The organism is Prevotella conceptionensis 9403948 (assembly GCF_000312305.1).
Classification (GTDB): domain Bacteria; phylum Bacteroidota; class Bacteroidia; order Bacteroidales; family Bacteroidaceae; genus Prevotella; species Prevotella conceptionensis.
In genome coordinates this window covers 74781-88436 of record NZ_HE999450.1, presented here as the reverse complement: position 1 = coordinate 88436, position 13656 = coordinate 74781, and the positions used below count along the sequence as shown (strand labels likewise).

General features: G+C 47.4%; 11 protein-coding genes. 7 read left to right on the top strand and 4 right to left on the bottom strand.

The genetic code is table 11. From position 1 onward, the window contains the following. Nucleotides 1-1169: 1169 nt before the first annotated feature. Nucleotides 1170-1352: a hypothetical protein gene (locus BN93_RS17705; protein WP_157462833.1), complete on the bottom strand. Its 183-nt coding sequence runs from the start codon at nt 1350-1352 to the stop codon at nt 1170-1172. 224 nt (nt 1353-1576) lie between these two features. Here BN93_RS17705 and BN93_RS12250 point away from each other — a divergent pair, with 224 nt between their 5' ends. From BN93_RS12250 to BN93_RS12235, 4 genes are all read left to right on the top strand, one after another. Next, nucleotides 1577-2260 carry a hypothetical protein gene (locus BN93_RS12250; RefSeq protein ID WP_019188613.1) on the top strand — a complete coding sequence of 228 codons (684 nt, stop codon included), beginning with the start codon at nt 1577-1579 and terminating at the stop codon, nt 2258-2260. Nucleotides 2261-2482: 222 nt separating this feature from the next. Continuing rightward, the gene (locus BN93_RS12245) at nt 2483-3118 is read left to right on the top strand and encodes a hypothetical protein (protein WP_019188612.1); all 636 of its coding nucleotides are present in this window, start codon (nt 2483-2485) and stop codon (nt 3116-3118) included. 288 nt (nt 3119-3406) lie between these two features. Beyond that, nucleotides 3407-3886: a hypothetical protein gene (locus tag BN93_RS12240; RefSeq protein WP_019188611.1), complete on the top strand. Its 480-nt coding sequence runs from the start codon at nt 3407-3409 to the stop codon at nt 3884-3886. Between the two features lie 132 nt (nt 3887-4018). Further along, entirely contained in the window at nt 4019-6349 is a 2331-nt protein-coding gene (locus BN93_RS12235) for a glycoside hydrolase family 20 protein (protein ID WP_019188610.1), read from the top strand. A gap of 118 nt (nt 6350-6467) precedes the next feature. Here the strand turns inward: BN93_RS12235 and BN93_RS12230 are convergent, their stop codons facing one another. The 3 genes from BN93_RS12230 to yfcE all read right to left on the bottom strand — a co-directional run bounded on the left by BN93_RS12230 (nt 6468) and on the right by yfcE (nt 8769). Beyond that, complete coding sequence (locus BN93_RS12230) at nt 6468-7271, bottom strand: TrmH family RNA methyltransferase (protein ID WP_019188609.1); 804 nt, start codon at nt 7269-7271, stop codon at nt 6468-6470. 349 nt (nt 7272-7620) lie between these two features. Continuing rightward, entirely contained in the window at nt 7621-8127 is a 507-nt protein-coding gene (locus BN93_RS12225; RefSeq protein WP_019188608.1) for a DUF6155 family protein, read from the bottom strand. A 96-nt stretch (nt 8128-8223) separates the two neighbouring features. Further along, nucleotides 8224-8769 carry a phosphodiesterase gene (gene yfcE, locus BN93_RS12220; protein ID WP_044260688.1) on the bottom strand — a complete coding sequence of 182 codons (546 nt, stop codon included), beginning with the start codon at nt 8767-8769 and terminating at the stop codon, nt 8224-8226. A 1031-nt stretch (nt 8770-9800) separates the two neighbouring features. On the opposite strand from yfcE, the gene BN93_RS12210 reads away from it, so the two are divergent. The 3 genes from BN93_RS12210 to carA all read left to right on the top strand — a co-directional run bounded on the left by BN93_RS12210 (nt 9801) and on the right by carA (nt 13653). Beyond that, the gene (locus tag BN93_RS12210) at nt 9801-10595 is read left to right on the top strand and encodes a polysaccharide biosynthesis/export family protein (protein ID WP_009229154.1); all 795 of its coding nucleotides are present in this window, start codon (nt 9801-9803) and stop codon (nt 10593-10595) included. Between the two features lie 76 nt (nt 10596-10671). After that, a complete protein-coding gene (locus BN93_RS12205) occupies nt 10672-12567 on the top strand; it encodes an amidophosphoribosyltransferase (protein ID WP_019188603.1) in 1896 nt (631 codons plus the stop codon). Between the two features lie 6 nt (nt 12568-12573). Beyond that, nucleotides 12574-13653, top strand: a complete 1080-nt coding sequence (gene carA, locus BN93_RS12200; protein WP_019188602.1) for a glutamine-hydrolyzing carbamoyl-phosphate synthase small subunit — start codon at nt 12574-12576, stop codon at nt 13651-13653. The last annotated feature ends 3 nt before the right edge of the window (nt 13654-13656 follow it).

Below are 13656 nucleotides of genomic sequence, written 5' to 3'. Positions count from 1 at the left end.
GGCATACTTCCAGCGCTCTCATTTGCGAAGTTAGGAAATAAATAAATACCCTGCAATAAGCCTTAATTTATTTTCATGATATTTAAATATTGTAATGACATTGATGCAGAAAGATGAACAAACAATGTGCTGTTGAGCACGCAAATGGACCAGTTGGCTAGCCTAAAATCCAATTAACCGTGGTCATTCCTTAAAATATAAGTCATAGAAGTAGCCTTGATTTTTAATCTTTCTCTAACGCGAGGCCCTTGTTATCTTTGTGTTGCAAAACCAAGATAAGCACTCCGCTCATATACAAAGGGCAGGACAAATCAATCCACTGCTTATAAACTCACGAACCAACACGCACGTTAACCTGTCTACCCATTAACTTGTCAACTTGAATTCTTGTTAACTCGTCAACTTGTCAACTTGTTAACTCGTCAACTTGTTAACTTGTTAACTCATTAACTTAAAATCTTGTCAACTCGTTAACTCGTTAACTTGTCAACTTGAATTCTTGCCAACTAGATTCCTTGTCAACTTTTCAGTGTAAATTTTAACATTCTGACTGCCCTTTCTGTCCACCAATCGCCAACCTTGCCGCAAAAAATCGATTCTCGCGAAGGTTGGTTTTGGTGCAAAATGGGGATTGTTGTACATGTTGGCAAAATGAATTTTTATTTAAACTCCCAGCCATTTGCACCAGTTTTTGTGCTATTTGTTGCTAAACGCAGTGCAATATGCCGCTAAATGCGGTGCATTTTGGTGCTAAATGCAGTGCGTTTTGGTGCTAAATGCAGTGCGTTTTGGTGCAAAACGCAAGGTAAAATGGTGCTAAACGCAGCACAAAATGCGGCTAAATGCAAGACAAAAAGCATAAAAATACGCTGTAATTGTATAAACAAAACCTATCAGATCCATGAAACACATGACTGAAAAGGGCAAAATAGTCGTTAAAAAGTATGATTTTAGGGTCTAAAAGTGGGTTTTGGGGCGTAAACAATCATGAGTTGGCAACCAATCTAGAAAGGCAAAATGGTGCAAAATGCAGGTCTTTTTCTTAAAAAAGGACAAGTTAGAAGACGTGAGAGGTTAGAAATAGTGGCTATTTACCTACTTTTTAGCCTAAATTTTCGCTAGAATGGGATAAAAATTAGAGTGGTATTGTAAAATAAAAAATAACATTTTTAAGTTTTCGAGTTGGTGAGGTTGTAAGCTGATGGGTTGGTAAGCTGATGAGCTGATAAGTTGGCGAAGTTGTAAGGCTGACGAGGTTGTGGGTTGGTGAGGTTGCAAGTTGGTGAAGTTGTGGGTTGGTGAAGTTGTGGGTTGGTGAAGTTGTGGGTTGGTGAAGTTGTGAGTTGATACATTCAGGAATTTAGGGTTTTCGTGACTTGATAAGCCAATGAGTTAGTTTGCCCAGCCCTTTGTATTATGAGCGGAGTGTTTATCTTGTGTTCTGTGTCACAAAGACAACAAACTCCTCTCAATTTATAGAAACACAAAAAGCCAATAAGCCCTCATCATAAAGCGCATGTTACCATTGTCGTTATCAGCATTTTTCGTATATTTGCATCATAAAAAGCGCAACGTCATGAAAACAATCGCCCTTTGGATTATCGGCTGCCTTGCACTGACTGCGATAGGTTGCACCGAACGCACAGAAAAGCGCACAGAATTACCACTTAACCGCATTGACACGGCAAAGCTCAGACCCGAGCTGAAGGCCGTGGTGAGAGCCTATATCAAGGCGCATCGGCAATATAAAACATTCTTATTAGCACCGACAGAATTACCCGCAGATGATTGGTCGGTGTATCCCGAAACCTATTTTCTTATCGGTCCTGCATTTGATGGCCTATACAATGGTGGAGAATTCGGCTTTATGGAAAGCTATCCCACCAGTTACTTCGACCTAGACGGCCATATCGTATTCGTAAAAACCATACAAGAAGATTTGACAATACCAGATAAGGCCGCCATTGACACCTATAATAGGCTTGCCGAACCTCAAGACACGTTCGACAAAGGTACGCCAACACCATACGTACACCCAATAAAGAGCTACATATTTAAGGCATGGGTGGTGGAAACAGGTTTCAAAACAACAACAAAACTCCTATCTACACGAGCCGATACACTTGCTACTGTAAAAAGGGTACCCTGCAATCTGCCCAACATGGAATTGCTTTATTCCAATAGTAAAGCACGAAAACCAAGGCACGCAACAAAGAAAGACACCACGCTGAACGACACCGCAGTAGCAGACAGCATATAGGCCATGCGCTTAACCTCAATCCATTAAAAAGTTTCTAGTTCTCGTTGCATACCGTGAAAATGCTCTTTATTGCATTGAATAAGACGAAAACTTGGCTACTTTTTTGTTAAATAAATAACAATTCGTTATCTTTGTAGTGCAAAAAGAGTTGTTCGGTGCATCAAGTTACCATTGTCGTTATCAGCATTTTTCGTATATTTGCATCATAAAAAGCGCAACGTCATGAAAACAATCGCCCTTTGGATTATCGGCTGCCTTGCACTGACTGCGATAGGTTGCACCGAACGCACAGACAAACGCACAGAATTACCACTTAACCGTATTGACACGGCAAAGCTCAGACCCGAGCTGAAGGCCGTGGTGAGGGCCTATATCAAGGTGCATCCGCAATACAAAACGTTTCTGATGGCGCAAGGAAAAGTACAAGAAGAAGAATGGTTTGATTACAAAACACCCTATTATTTTTGCATCGGGCCAGCGTTAGAGCAACTTTTCGATGGTGGAGAATTTACCCTTGGCACAAGCTATCCCACCTCGTACTTTCTACTAAACGGCCGTACAATATTGGTAAAAACCTTACAGGAGGAGTTTGTTGTGCCAGATAAGGCAGTTATCGACACTTATAATCGACTTGCCGAACCCTTAGACACATTTGAAAAAGGCACGACATCGTCATACACCTCGCCCGCAACAAACTACATTACAAAATCGTGGGTGATAAGAATTGGAAGAGAAATACCAACGAAAGTGGTGTCTACGCGAGCAGATACCTTTCTAGGTCGCAAAAGAGTTGAATGGACGCCACCACTTACTTGTGTGAAAAGAACCAAGTGCAAGCCCACAAGGACTAACAAATAATGAGCATTTGTAAACCGCAAAAACAACCCTTAAACATCATTTTCATTCATCTCGACCCATGCAAACGATTTCACACGCCAACTATTAACAAAAACCAGTTATACTACTCATAAGTGGATGCACTGTTATTAGATACAGGAGCGAGATACAAAAGAATATGTCTTATTTGGGTATTGCAACGAAAACTTGGCCACTTTTTTGTTAAATAAGCAACAATTCGTTATCTTTGTAGTGCAAAAAGAGTTGTTCGGTGCATCAAAAAGCATTTGGAAGAAACAATGTTGAGAAATGAAAAGATGTGCAACTGCATTATGTTGGGTGGTCATAACATGGGCAAATACGGCCTTGGCACAAACCCGATGCGTGGTGGCCGACATGGAAACACACCGCCCCTTGAAGGGTGTGCGCGTGAAAACCAACACCAATACCACCATCGAAACCGACTTTATGGGAACGTGCATCTTGCCTGCCACGTTCAAATCTCTCACGTTTGTGTCCTATGGATATATGCGCCGAATGATGAATAAGGAGGAATTAACCGACACGGTGCTACTTCTTCCCACCATGCTTAACGAGGTGGTGGTATATGGTAAGGCGCCAAAGCCAGGGTTCGACGTGCAAGAGGCTGCTAGGCAAAGTGCGAGAATAGGGGCAAGGATGGCGCCAGGGGGATTTGGATTCGACTTTTTTAGGATGTTCGACAAACGCACAAGACGTCCTTCGAAGAAGGAACGAGAGATGAACGAGCGTATTCTTAAAACGTACTGACATTCTGCAACCCTACAACAAGCACCCTCACCACATCAAAAAAACGCATTCTACCCCACCCCCTCTTCCGCCACAACAACCATCGCACACACCCATAAAACGATAAACAAACCTGTTAATATAATAAGAAAAATGTACTTTAAACAATTTATCCTCGGCGCATTAGGTCTGCTTACCACAACCTTTGCCCAGGCGCAAACCCCAACAACAAAGGCCAACTTCCGCGTTGTGCCACTTCCACAAGAAATAACGAACACATCGGCTGGTGCCTTCTCGCTCAACGCCCAGACGCGTATCGCCTACCCCAAAGGCAACACAGCCCTGCAAAAAGATGCCGAATTGCTGGCGCAATATCTCTTTGCAGCCACCAAAGTGCGCCCCGCCCTAACCACAGCAGCACAAGGACGCAACCTCATTGTGCTTTCGGCCACATTGAAAAACAACAACAAGGAGGCCTATCGCCTAGAAGTAACCAAAGACCGCATTACCATCAACGGCGCATCGGCCGCAGGAACATTCTACGGCATACAGACTTTGCGCAAGGCCATACCGCAAACAGGTGCGCAAAGGGTTAGCTTTCCCAGCGTAACCATCGCCGACCAACCACGCTTTGGCTATCGTGGTGCGATGCTCGATGTGGCTCGTCATTTCTTCTCTTTCGAAGAAGTGAAGACGTTTATCGACATCTTAGCCTTACACAACATCAACCGCTTTCACATGCACCTTACCGACGACCAAGGTTGGCGCATCGAAATAAAGAAATATCCCAAGCTGACCGAGGTTTCGTCGATGCGTCCCGAAACGATGGTTGGCCACGATGCAAGCAAGTTCGATGGCAAACCGCATGGCGGTTTCTATACCCAAGAACAGGCAAGAGCCATTGTTAAGTACGCAGCCGACCGACATATCATGGTTATTCCCGAAATAGACATGCCCGGACACATGGTTGCTGCCCTGGCCGCTTACCCAGAATTGGGCTGTACGGGTGGCCCTTACAAGGTTCGTACCACGTGGGGCATTGCCGAAGAGGTGCTGTGCGCAGGCAACGACCGCACTTTACAGTTTGCCAAAGACGTACTTTCGGAGGTGATGGACATCTTCCCTGCCGAGTATGTGTACATCGGTGGCGACGAATGCCCGAAGGTTAGCTGGGCAAAATGTCCGCGTTGCCAGGCTCGCATCAAGGAGAAAGGCCTGACGGCCGACGGCAAACACACGGCCGAAGAACGCTTGCAAAGTTACTTTATGAGCGACATAGCCAACTTCATTACCGCTCGCGGACGTAAAGTTGGTGGTTGGGACGAGATTTTGGAAGGCGGAATAGCTCCCAATGCCACGGTGCTGTCGTGGCGCGGCATGGAAGGCGGCATCGAGGCTGCACGCTTGGGCCACGATGCCATCATGTGCCCCGTGTCGCATCTCTATCTAGACTATTACCAAACGAACGATCGCGAACACGAACCGCTGGCCTTCAACGGTTTCATACCCATCGAAAAGACCTACGACTTCAATCCCGTATCGCCCAAACTCACGGCCGAAGAGGCCAAACACATCATCGGCGTGCAGGCAAACCTCTGGACTGAGCACATGGATAACTTCCCCCACGTGGAGTACATGGCGTTGCCACGTTTGGCCGCAGCAAGCGAGGTGCAATGGACTATGCCCGAAAAGAAGAACTTCGACGACTTTGCCAACCGCATGCCGCAATTGCTCAACATCTATAACTTGAACAAATACCGCTACGGCCGACACCTTTTCAACGTTAACATCGCACTCTCGCCAGCCGAAAAGCCCGGTAGCCTGAACGTAACGCTCACGGCGCGCAAGGGCGCAACCATCTACTACACCCTCGACGGAACGGCACCCACCGCAAAATCTCTTCGCTATACGCAGCCCTTTCCTGTGAAAAAGTCGTGCAAGTTGCGCACAATCGCCGTTTATCCCACCTTCACCAGCAACGAAAACAGCGAAGATTTGCTCATCAGCAAGGCCACGATGGCCGAGGTAAAATACAACGTTGAGCCCGATGCCAAGTACCCTGGGCTGTCGCCTCGCGAACTTACTAATGGTCTACAAGGTAGTGTTATCTTCAATTCAGGTCGCTGGGTGGGCTACGTTGGCAAGGATTTAGACCTCACACTGGACCTTGGCGAGGTGAAACCCATTCGCCTTATCAGTGTTCGTACGTTGATTAGTGCCGCCCAATGGATTATGCCCCACCGCGGACTGTACGTTTGGGTGAGTACCGACGGCAAGAACTTTGAGGACATTTACGACCTGCCTGCCGACCCGATGCCTGCAAACAAGCCCGACTACATCGACACCGACAACGTGCTTTTGCCCATGCCGAAAGACGCTCGCTATGTGCGCATCAAGATGCTGTCAGAAAAGAGCATGCCTGCATGGCATCCTCACACGGGCAAACCAGGCTGGTTGTTCGTGGATGAGGTGACGATTGAATAGAAGAACTACGCTTTTACATAACTAGTTGACGAATTAATAGGGCTGCCTTTTGTTTATTTGCTGCCCTGTTAATTCGTCAATTGTTTTTTCATCTATTAGTTTACTTAATTCAAGTTGCTTACTTGTCAACCCGCAATTCCCAAAAGGCCACGGCCGATGCTGCTGCAACGTTGAGCGAATCTACGCCATGCGCCATAGGGATACGCACCACATAATCGGCTTGCGCAATCACTTGGTGTGGCAATCCGTCGCCCTCCGTACCCATAACAATGGCCAAACGCGGTTCGGTTTTCAACCGGTCATCGTTTAGTGGAATAGAATTGTGTGTCAGTGCCATTGCTGCCGTACGGAATCCCATAGCAGAAAGTTCGGCCAAAGGTTGCTCAGACCACGTCCACGGCACAAGAAACACCGAACCCATAGACACGCGCACGGCACGACGATTAAGCGGGTCGCACGCGTTTAGGGCCAAAACAACGGCATCAATACCCAATGCCGCAGCCGAACGGAATATGGCCCCGATGTTGGTTGTGTCGGTAACGCCGTCAATCACACAAACTCTCGTGGCATTGGCGCAAACCTCTGCCACGTTGCCCACAGGCTTTCGGCGCATGGCACACAACACGCCGCGCGTTAGCGTATAACCAGTTAGCTGGGCCAACAACGTGCGTTCGCCCGTGTACATAGGTATGTCGCCACAGCGCGAGATGATGTCTGCAGCATCGCCCACAATGTGGCGTTCCTCGCACAGCATCGACAGCGGTTCGTAACCTGCATCAAGTGCCACACGTATAACCTTAGGACTTTCGGCAATGAACACACCCTTATCAGGTTGAAGTCTATTGCGCAACTGCGTTTCGGTTAGTGCGCTAAACACTTCAACGCCTGGGTGAGTGAGTGATGTAAGTCGTTCTATCGACATGAAAAGGAGTATTTTAAAGGTGAAAAAGTGAAAGGGTGAAAGGGTGAAAAGGTGAAAAGGTGAAAGGGTGAAAAAATGGCTGCGCCACTCAACCAGCCAACAACTCTTCTCGTAAGCCCACCTACTAAAAGTTTATTCACTCGTTACTCGTCAACTTGTTAACCCGTCCTCTCGTCAACTCGTCAACTTGTTAACCCGTCCTCTCGTCAACTCGTCAGCTTGTTAACTTGTTAACTTGTCTACTTGTTTACTTGTTAACTTGTTTACTTGTTTACTTGTCAACCCGTTAATTTGTCAACTCGTCAACTTGTTAACTTATCAACTTGCCTACTCGTCAACTGAAAATACGCTATCTATACTGCTGATAGATATCACGCAAGCTGTCGCCTCCCCATCCATTTGCGGCACTAGCGAGCATTCTTTCTATCCGTTCGTAGAAATGAAGCAGCAAACCATTGCGGAAAATAAAGTCCATAGCCCTTGCAAAACTATTTGCCAAAGCCATTTCATACGCCCCTTCGCAATAGCCATACGTAAGTGCCCAGTTGTTTCCCTGCTCAGTTACAGTCAGCATAAGGTCGGCCACACAGTCGGGGGAAGCCTGCATCTTGGCGAAATCGGTAACAATCTTCTTGCATTTAGCAAACGAAGGATTCTCCGATAAGCCACGAACAGGAAAAAATTCGTGCATAATACGCATCCTAAGTTTCTCCAATTCGGCAGTGCAATCTGGCGCAAGATAAAACTCAAAATACGCTTTCGCCTCAGTACGTGCATCATACAAATCTAGCACAACGTTTATAATCTCCTCCTTGGACAATGCCAATAGATGCTTTTTCAGCTTTGCTTTCGACATGAATCACTTGTTGTTTTTGTTGCTGTTGGGTTTATTCTTCTCGTATGCTTACACATTTGTTTGCCTGTTACTGCCCGCCTACTACGAACCACTGCCCTACTCGTTGAGGTTCATTGTCTGCAAAAGCGTGCCGTCAGTCTGATAAACACTTATCACACCATCCTCGTAAGTGGCGAACGTTGGCGGGTTTCCGCCTTTGGGAAAGGTTATCGAACCTAGGTTGCACACCACGCCTTGAGGTGTGCGCGTTAGTTCCCAAAGGTGCGTATGTCCATAAAATAGGGCATCGCACTTGCCCAACGGCCGTTTCTCCTTATTATAAACATGTCCGTGGGTAAGCATTAATCGCTTGTTGCCATCAACAAGTAGCAGGTAATCTGCCATGATGGGGAAGTTTAGCAGCATTTGGTCTACCTCCGAATCGCAATTGCCGCGAATGGCCACAACATCGTCGGCCATAGCGTTAAGTTGCTCCACAATGCCCTTGGGGTTAAGTCCTTCTGGCAATTGGTTACGTGGACCATAGTTAATGATGTCGCCCAAGATGCAGAGCATGTCGCAGTGCTGCTCCTTATAAAAGTGCAATGCGCGTTCCAACGCAGGCAAACAGCCATGTATGTCTGAAATCAATAGATACTTCATTCTCTGTGTATTAAAGTTATTTGGCGGTTTCGGTTCGTAGCACCATCAGCCAACAAGCCGCAACCATGTTCGTTTCAAAAAGTCGATTAAAGGGTCCGTTTAAAGGGTTCACTGCCATCATATCAGGTAAACAAGCAACCCTTTCGCCTTGGTTTTAAAGCCACTCGGCGGCATTCCACACCCCGAGCATAGGCTACGGCAAGATGTAGGCAACCTTGGCGAGCTGCATACAAAGGTAACAAAAAATGCCCATACACGCCTTCTGCGGCCTTCTTTTTTACCAAATGTATTTTGTTCGGCCCAAAATAGGCGCATAAAAAAGCCCGGCCACATACACATGCAGCCGGGTTCTCTCTACTAACATAAAAAATTTCTTCGTTCAATATCCGTATCACGCGGTAATAGGCGGAAACTTGAAAGCTATTCCCAACTCTCCTTTTCTTAATTGTAAATGGCCTAACTCTAACCCTCTCTACGGTCTTGACGAAGTGACGTTGTGCGTCCGATACGTACTGAAAAGCTTGTATTCAATTATCGAACAACCGATATCCAACGTCTTACCATGTAACTAATCCTTGAATAAATCTTTTTATTGCCAATCTAATACCTATGGTATTGTGGATGCAAATGGGCTTTAAGCCCCATGCTATACTGTACCTTATCTAACTCTGTCTCTCTTTTACGGCTGCAAAGATACGTAAAGACTTTCAATACCATGCTATATAACATGCGGAAAGTGACAAAAATTTAAGGCAACCGATTGCACAAAAAGCCTTGCTACACAAGTGGGGAGGCGACTATCTTAACAGCTGTTTCCCACATATCCCGCCCTACTTTGTTAAAAGAAAGGGAACATTGAAAGGGCTGTTCGAGAACTCTAAAATACTGTTCGATTTACCCATAGGCAGTGCCGCTTGGGCAAAAAGCGCAAGACTACACCTCGAACTCGCATTAATAATAGGTTAAAGACTTGCGAAATCAGAAAAAACAACGTAAATTTGCAAGCATAATAAATTGATTGTATTATTGGTATGAATAAAATTCTTAGTTCAGTTGTCTTATTGACATTCGTTTTATTGTTAGGGAGTTGTGGTGGAAGTAAGGATGTTGTGTATTTCCAAAACATTGATAACACTAGTTTAGAGCCGTCGAAGGGCCTTTACGAAGCCAAGATTATGCCCAAAGACCAGCTATCCATCACGGTGGTTACGACAGACCCAGCAGCAGCTGCGCCGTTTAACTTAACGGTGGGCAACAGTGTTGGCACAAAGGGACAGTTGGCACAAGGGTCCAACCTTCAAACCTACTTGGTAGACAACAACGGCGACATCGATTTCCCCGTAATTGGTAAAGTGCACGTGGGCGGACTGAACAAGAACGAATGCCAAGACCTTATTAAGAGCAAGATATCGGGCTACCTAGCCGCCAGCGAAAACCCCATCGTTACGGTTCGCATGGCTAGTTACCAAGTAACGGTTCTGGGCGAAGTGAACAAACCCACCGTAATACCTGTTACGAGCGAAAAGATGAGCATCGTTGAAGCTTTGGCTCAGGCGGGCGACTTGTCTATCTACGGACGTCGCGACAACGTGATGCTGTTACGCGAAAACCCCGACGGCCGCAAAGAGGCTCACCGCATTGACTTGCGCGACGCCAACCTCATCAACTCGCCCTACTATTATCTGCAACAAAACGACGTTATATACGTAGAGCCGAACAAGGCGAAGGCTGCCAACTCTAAGACAAGCACCTCTACAACCATCTGGTTCTCGGTGATAAGCAGCGTGTTGTCGCTCAGCTCTTTGATAGTGAACCTTGTGAGATAACAACAATAAGCCGTTGAGGGATGTTTGCCAACATCCCTCAACTTGTTTAAACCTCAGGCAAAAAGAACAAGATTTGATGGAACCATTAAAACATGAATGCGGTGTGGCCATGATAAGGTTACTTAAACCGCTGCAATATTACCAGCAGAAATACGGCACGTGGATGTATGGGCTTAACAAGCTTTACCTGCTGATGGAGAAACAGCACAACCGCGGACAAGAGGCTGCGGGCATGTCGTGCGTTAAGCTGAAAACCACACCCGGACACGAGTACATGTTCCGCGAACGTGCCGAAGGCAGCAATGCCATCACCGAAATATTCTCGACGGTGCAAAAGGGGTTCGCCAAAGAAACGGCCGAACACCTTGCCGATGCACGCTACGCCGAACGCACATTGCCCTTTGCTGGCGAACTATACATGGGGCACCTGCGCTATTCCACCACGGGTAAGAGCGGCCTTTCGTACGTGCATCCTTTTCTTCGCCGCAACAACTGGCGCGCTAAAAACCTAAGCCTGTGCGGAAACTTCAACATGACCAACATCGACGAGATATTCGAACGCCTAACCCGCCAAGGGCAATGCCCACGCATTTACAGCGACAGCTACATCATGCTCGAGCTGATGGGGCACCGACTAGACCGCGAAGTGGAGCGTAACTTTGTGGCGGCACAAGCACTAGGACTTACCGACACCGACATTACCCAATACATCGAAGACAACGTAAACGTGGCCAACGTGCTGCGAACTACCATGCCCCACTTTGATGGAGGCTACGTGGTATGCGGCGTTACGGGCAGTGGCGAGATGTTTTCGATGCGCGACCCGTGGGGCATTAGGCCCGCTTTTTACTATAAGAACGACGAAGTTGCCGTTGTAGCTAGCGAAAGACCTGTGCTGCAAACCACCTTCGCCATTGAGTGCGACGACGTGAAAGAGCTGGAACCCGGCACTGCGCTTATCGTAAAACGCGACGGCGACTGTCGCATCGAGCGCATCATGGAGCAGAAAGCCGACAGTTCTTGCTCGTTCGAAAGGATTTATTTCAGTCGCGGATCGGACGCCAGCATATATAAGGAGCGCAAAAAACTGGGCGAACAACTAACAAATCCCATTCTTCGCGCCATCGACTACGACACGAAGAACACCGTCTTGTCGTACATCCCCAACACGGCCGAGGTGGCATTCTATGGCTTGGTAGCTGGATTTAAACGCTACATGCGCCAACAACATGTGGCTCAGATTCAGGCATTAGACCATGCACCCACGGCCGAAGAACTAGAAGAGATACTTAGCAACACCGTAAGGCTGGACAAGGTGGCGTGGAAAGACATCAAGCTACGCACCTTCATCGCCGAAGGAAACTCGCGCAACGACTTGGCCTCGCACGTGTACGACGTTACTTACGAGAGTATTCGCGCAGGAAAAGACAACTTGGTGATTATCGACGACAGCATCGTGCGCGGAACAACGCTACAAAAAAGCATCCTTCGCATTCTCGACAGGCTGCATCCCAAGAAGATAATCGTGGTAAGTAGCGCACCCCAGATACGCTATCCCGACTATTACGGCATCGACATGCCGCGCTTGGAAGAGTTCTGCGTTTTCCGAGCCGCCATCGAATTGCTCAAAGAGAAGAATATGCACGCGCTTATCAAGCAAACCTACGACAACTGCCGACGTGAGCTGAAAAAGCCCGTGGAAGAGATGGACAACTGCGTGCGACAAATATACAAGGCCGTTACGGTAGACGAGATTAACCGCAAGATTGTGCAGATGCTACGCCCCAAAGGCGTGAAGACGCCCATCGAGTTGGTGTTCCAATCTATCGAAGGACTGCACGAGGCCATACCCCAACACAAGGGCGATTGGTACTTTACGGGCAACTACCCCACCCCAGGAGGCATGCGACCATGCAATCAGGCCTTCGTTAATTACATCGAAAAGGTTTATCAAAACGAACAGAAATTCTAGGATATAATGAGAAATGTAACATTGGTTCTGCAAGACGGCACCAAATTCCACGGCAAGTCGTTTGGTTACGATGCGCCCGTGGCAGGCGAAGTGGTGTTTAACACAGCTATGATGGGCTATCCCGAAAGTCTTACCGACCCCTCTTACGCTGGTCAGTTGGTAACACTCACCTTTCCTTTGGTTGGCAACTACGGCGTTCCGCCCTTCACCTTCGGTCCAGAAGGTCTACCCACGTTCATGGAAAGCGACCACATACACGGCTCGGCCATCATTGTAAGCGATTATAGCGAGCAATACAGCCACTGGAACGCCAATGAAAGTCTGGCCGAATGGCTAAAACGCGAACAAGTTCCTGGCATTACGGGCATTGATACGCGCGAACTCACCAAGGTTCTGCGCGAACACGGCGTAATGATGGGACAAATAATCTTCGACGACGACCCCACAAACATTCCCCAAGCACAATACGAAGGCGTGAACTTTGTAGACCGCGTTAGCTGCAAAGAGATTATTCGCTACAACGAAGGAGCAGGAAAGCGAGTTGTGCTGGTAGACTGCGGCGTAAAGGCCAACATCATTCGCAACCTCATTGAACGTGGACTAGAAGTGGTGCGCGTGCCTTGGAATTACGACTATACAGGAATGGAATTCGACGGACTTTTCCTTGGAAACGGCCCTGGCGACCCCGACTTGTGCCAAGATGCGGTAAACATTCTGCGCCAACAGATGAGCAAAAGCCGAAAACCCATCTGCGGAATTTGCATGGGAAACCAGCTTATGGCCAAGGCAGGCGGTGCTAACATCTACAAATTAAAGTACGGACACCGCTCGCACAACCAGCCCGTGCGCATGGTAGGCACAGATAAATGCTACATCACAAGCCAGAACCACGGCTATGCTGTGGACGCCTCTACACTAGATAAGGATTGGAGTGAGCTGTTTGTGAACATGAACGACGGCAGCAACGAGGGCGTTCGCCATAACACCAACCCTTGGTTCACTTCCCAATTCCACCCTGAGGCCTGCTCAGGACCGGTCGACACGCTGTTTATGTTCGACCTATTCGTAGAAAAACTCACCCTTTAAAAC

Excerpts from the sequence above, each read along its gene's own strand:
- carA (WP_019188602.1), top strand. The coding sequence starts at position 12,574 with ATGAGAAATGTAACATTGGTTCTGCAAGACGGCACCAAATTCCACGGC.
- BN93_RS12225 (WP_019188608.1), bottom strand. The coding sequence starts at position 8,127 with ATGTCGAAAGCAAAGCTGAAAAAGCATCTATTGGCATTGTCCAAGGAG.
- BN93_RS12240 (WP_019188611.1), top strand. The coding sequence starts at position 3,407 with ATGAAAAGATGTGCAACTGCATTATGTTGGGTGGTCATAACATGGGCA.
- BN93_RS12245 (WP_019188612.1), top strand. The coding sequence starts at position 2,483 with ATGAAAACAATCGCCCTTTGGATTATCGGCTGCCTTGCACTGACTGCG.
- BN93_RS12230 (WP_019188609.1), bottom strand. The coding sequence starts at position 7,271 with ATGTCGATAGAACGACTTACATCACTCACTCACCCAGGCGTTGAAGTG.
- BN93_RS12235 (WP_019188610.1), top strand. The coding sequence starts at position 4,019 with ATGTACTTTAAACAATTTATCCTCGGCGCATTAGGTCTGCTTACCACA.
- yfcE (WP_044260688.1), bottom strand. The coding sequence starts at position 8,769 with ATGAAGTATCTATTGATTTCAGACATACATGGCTGTTTGCCTGCGTTG.
- BN93_RS17705 (WP_157462833.1), bottom strand. The coding sequence starts at position 1,352 with ATGTATCAACTCACAACTTCACCAACCCACAACTTCACCAACCCACAA.
- BN93_RS12205 (WP_019188603.1), top strand. The coding sequence starts at position 10,672 with ATGGAACCATTAAAACATGAATGCGGTGTGGCCATGATAAGGTTACTT.
- BN93_RS12250 (WP_019188613.1), top strand. The coding sequence starts at position 1,577 with ATGAAAACAATCGCCCTTTGGATTATCGGCTGCCTTGCACTGACTGCG.
- BN93_RS12210 (WP_009229154.1), top strand. The coding sequence starts at position 9,801 with ATGAATAAAATTCTTAGTTCAGTTGTCTTATTGACATTCGTTTTATTG.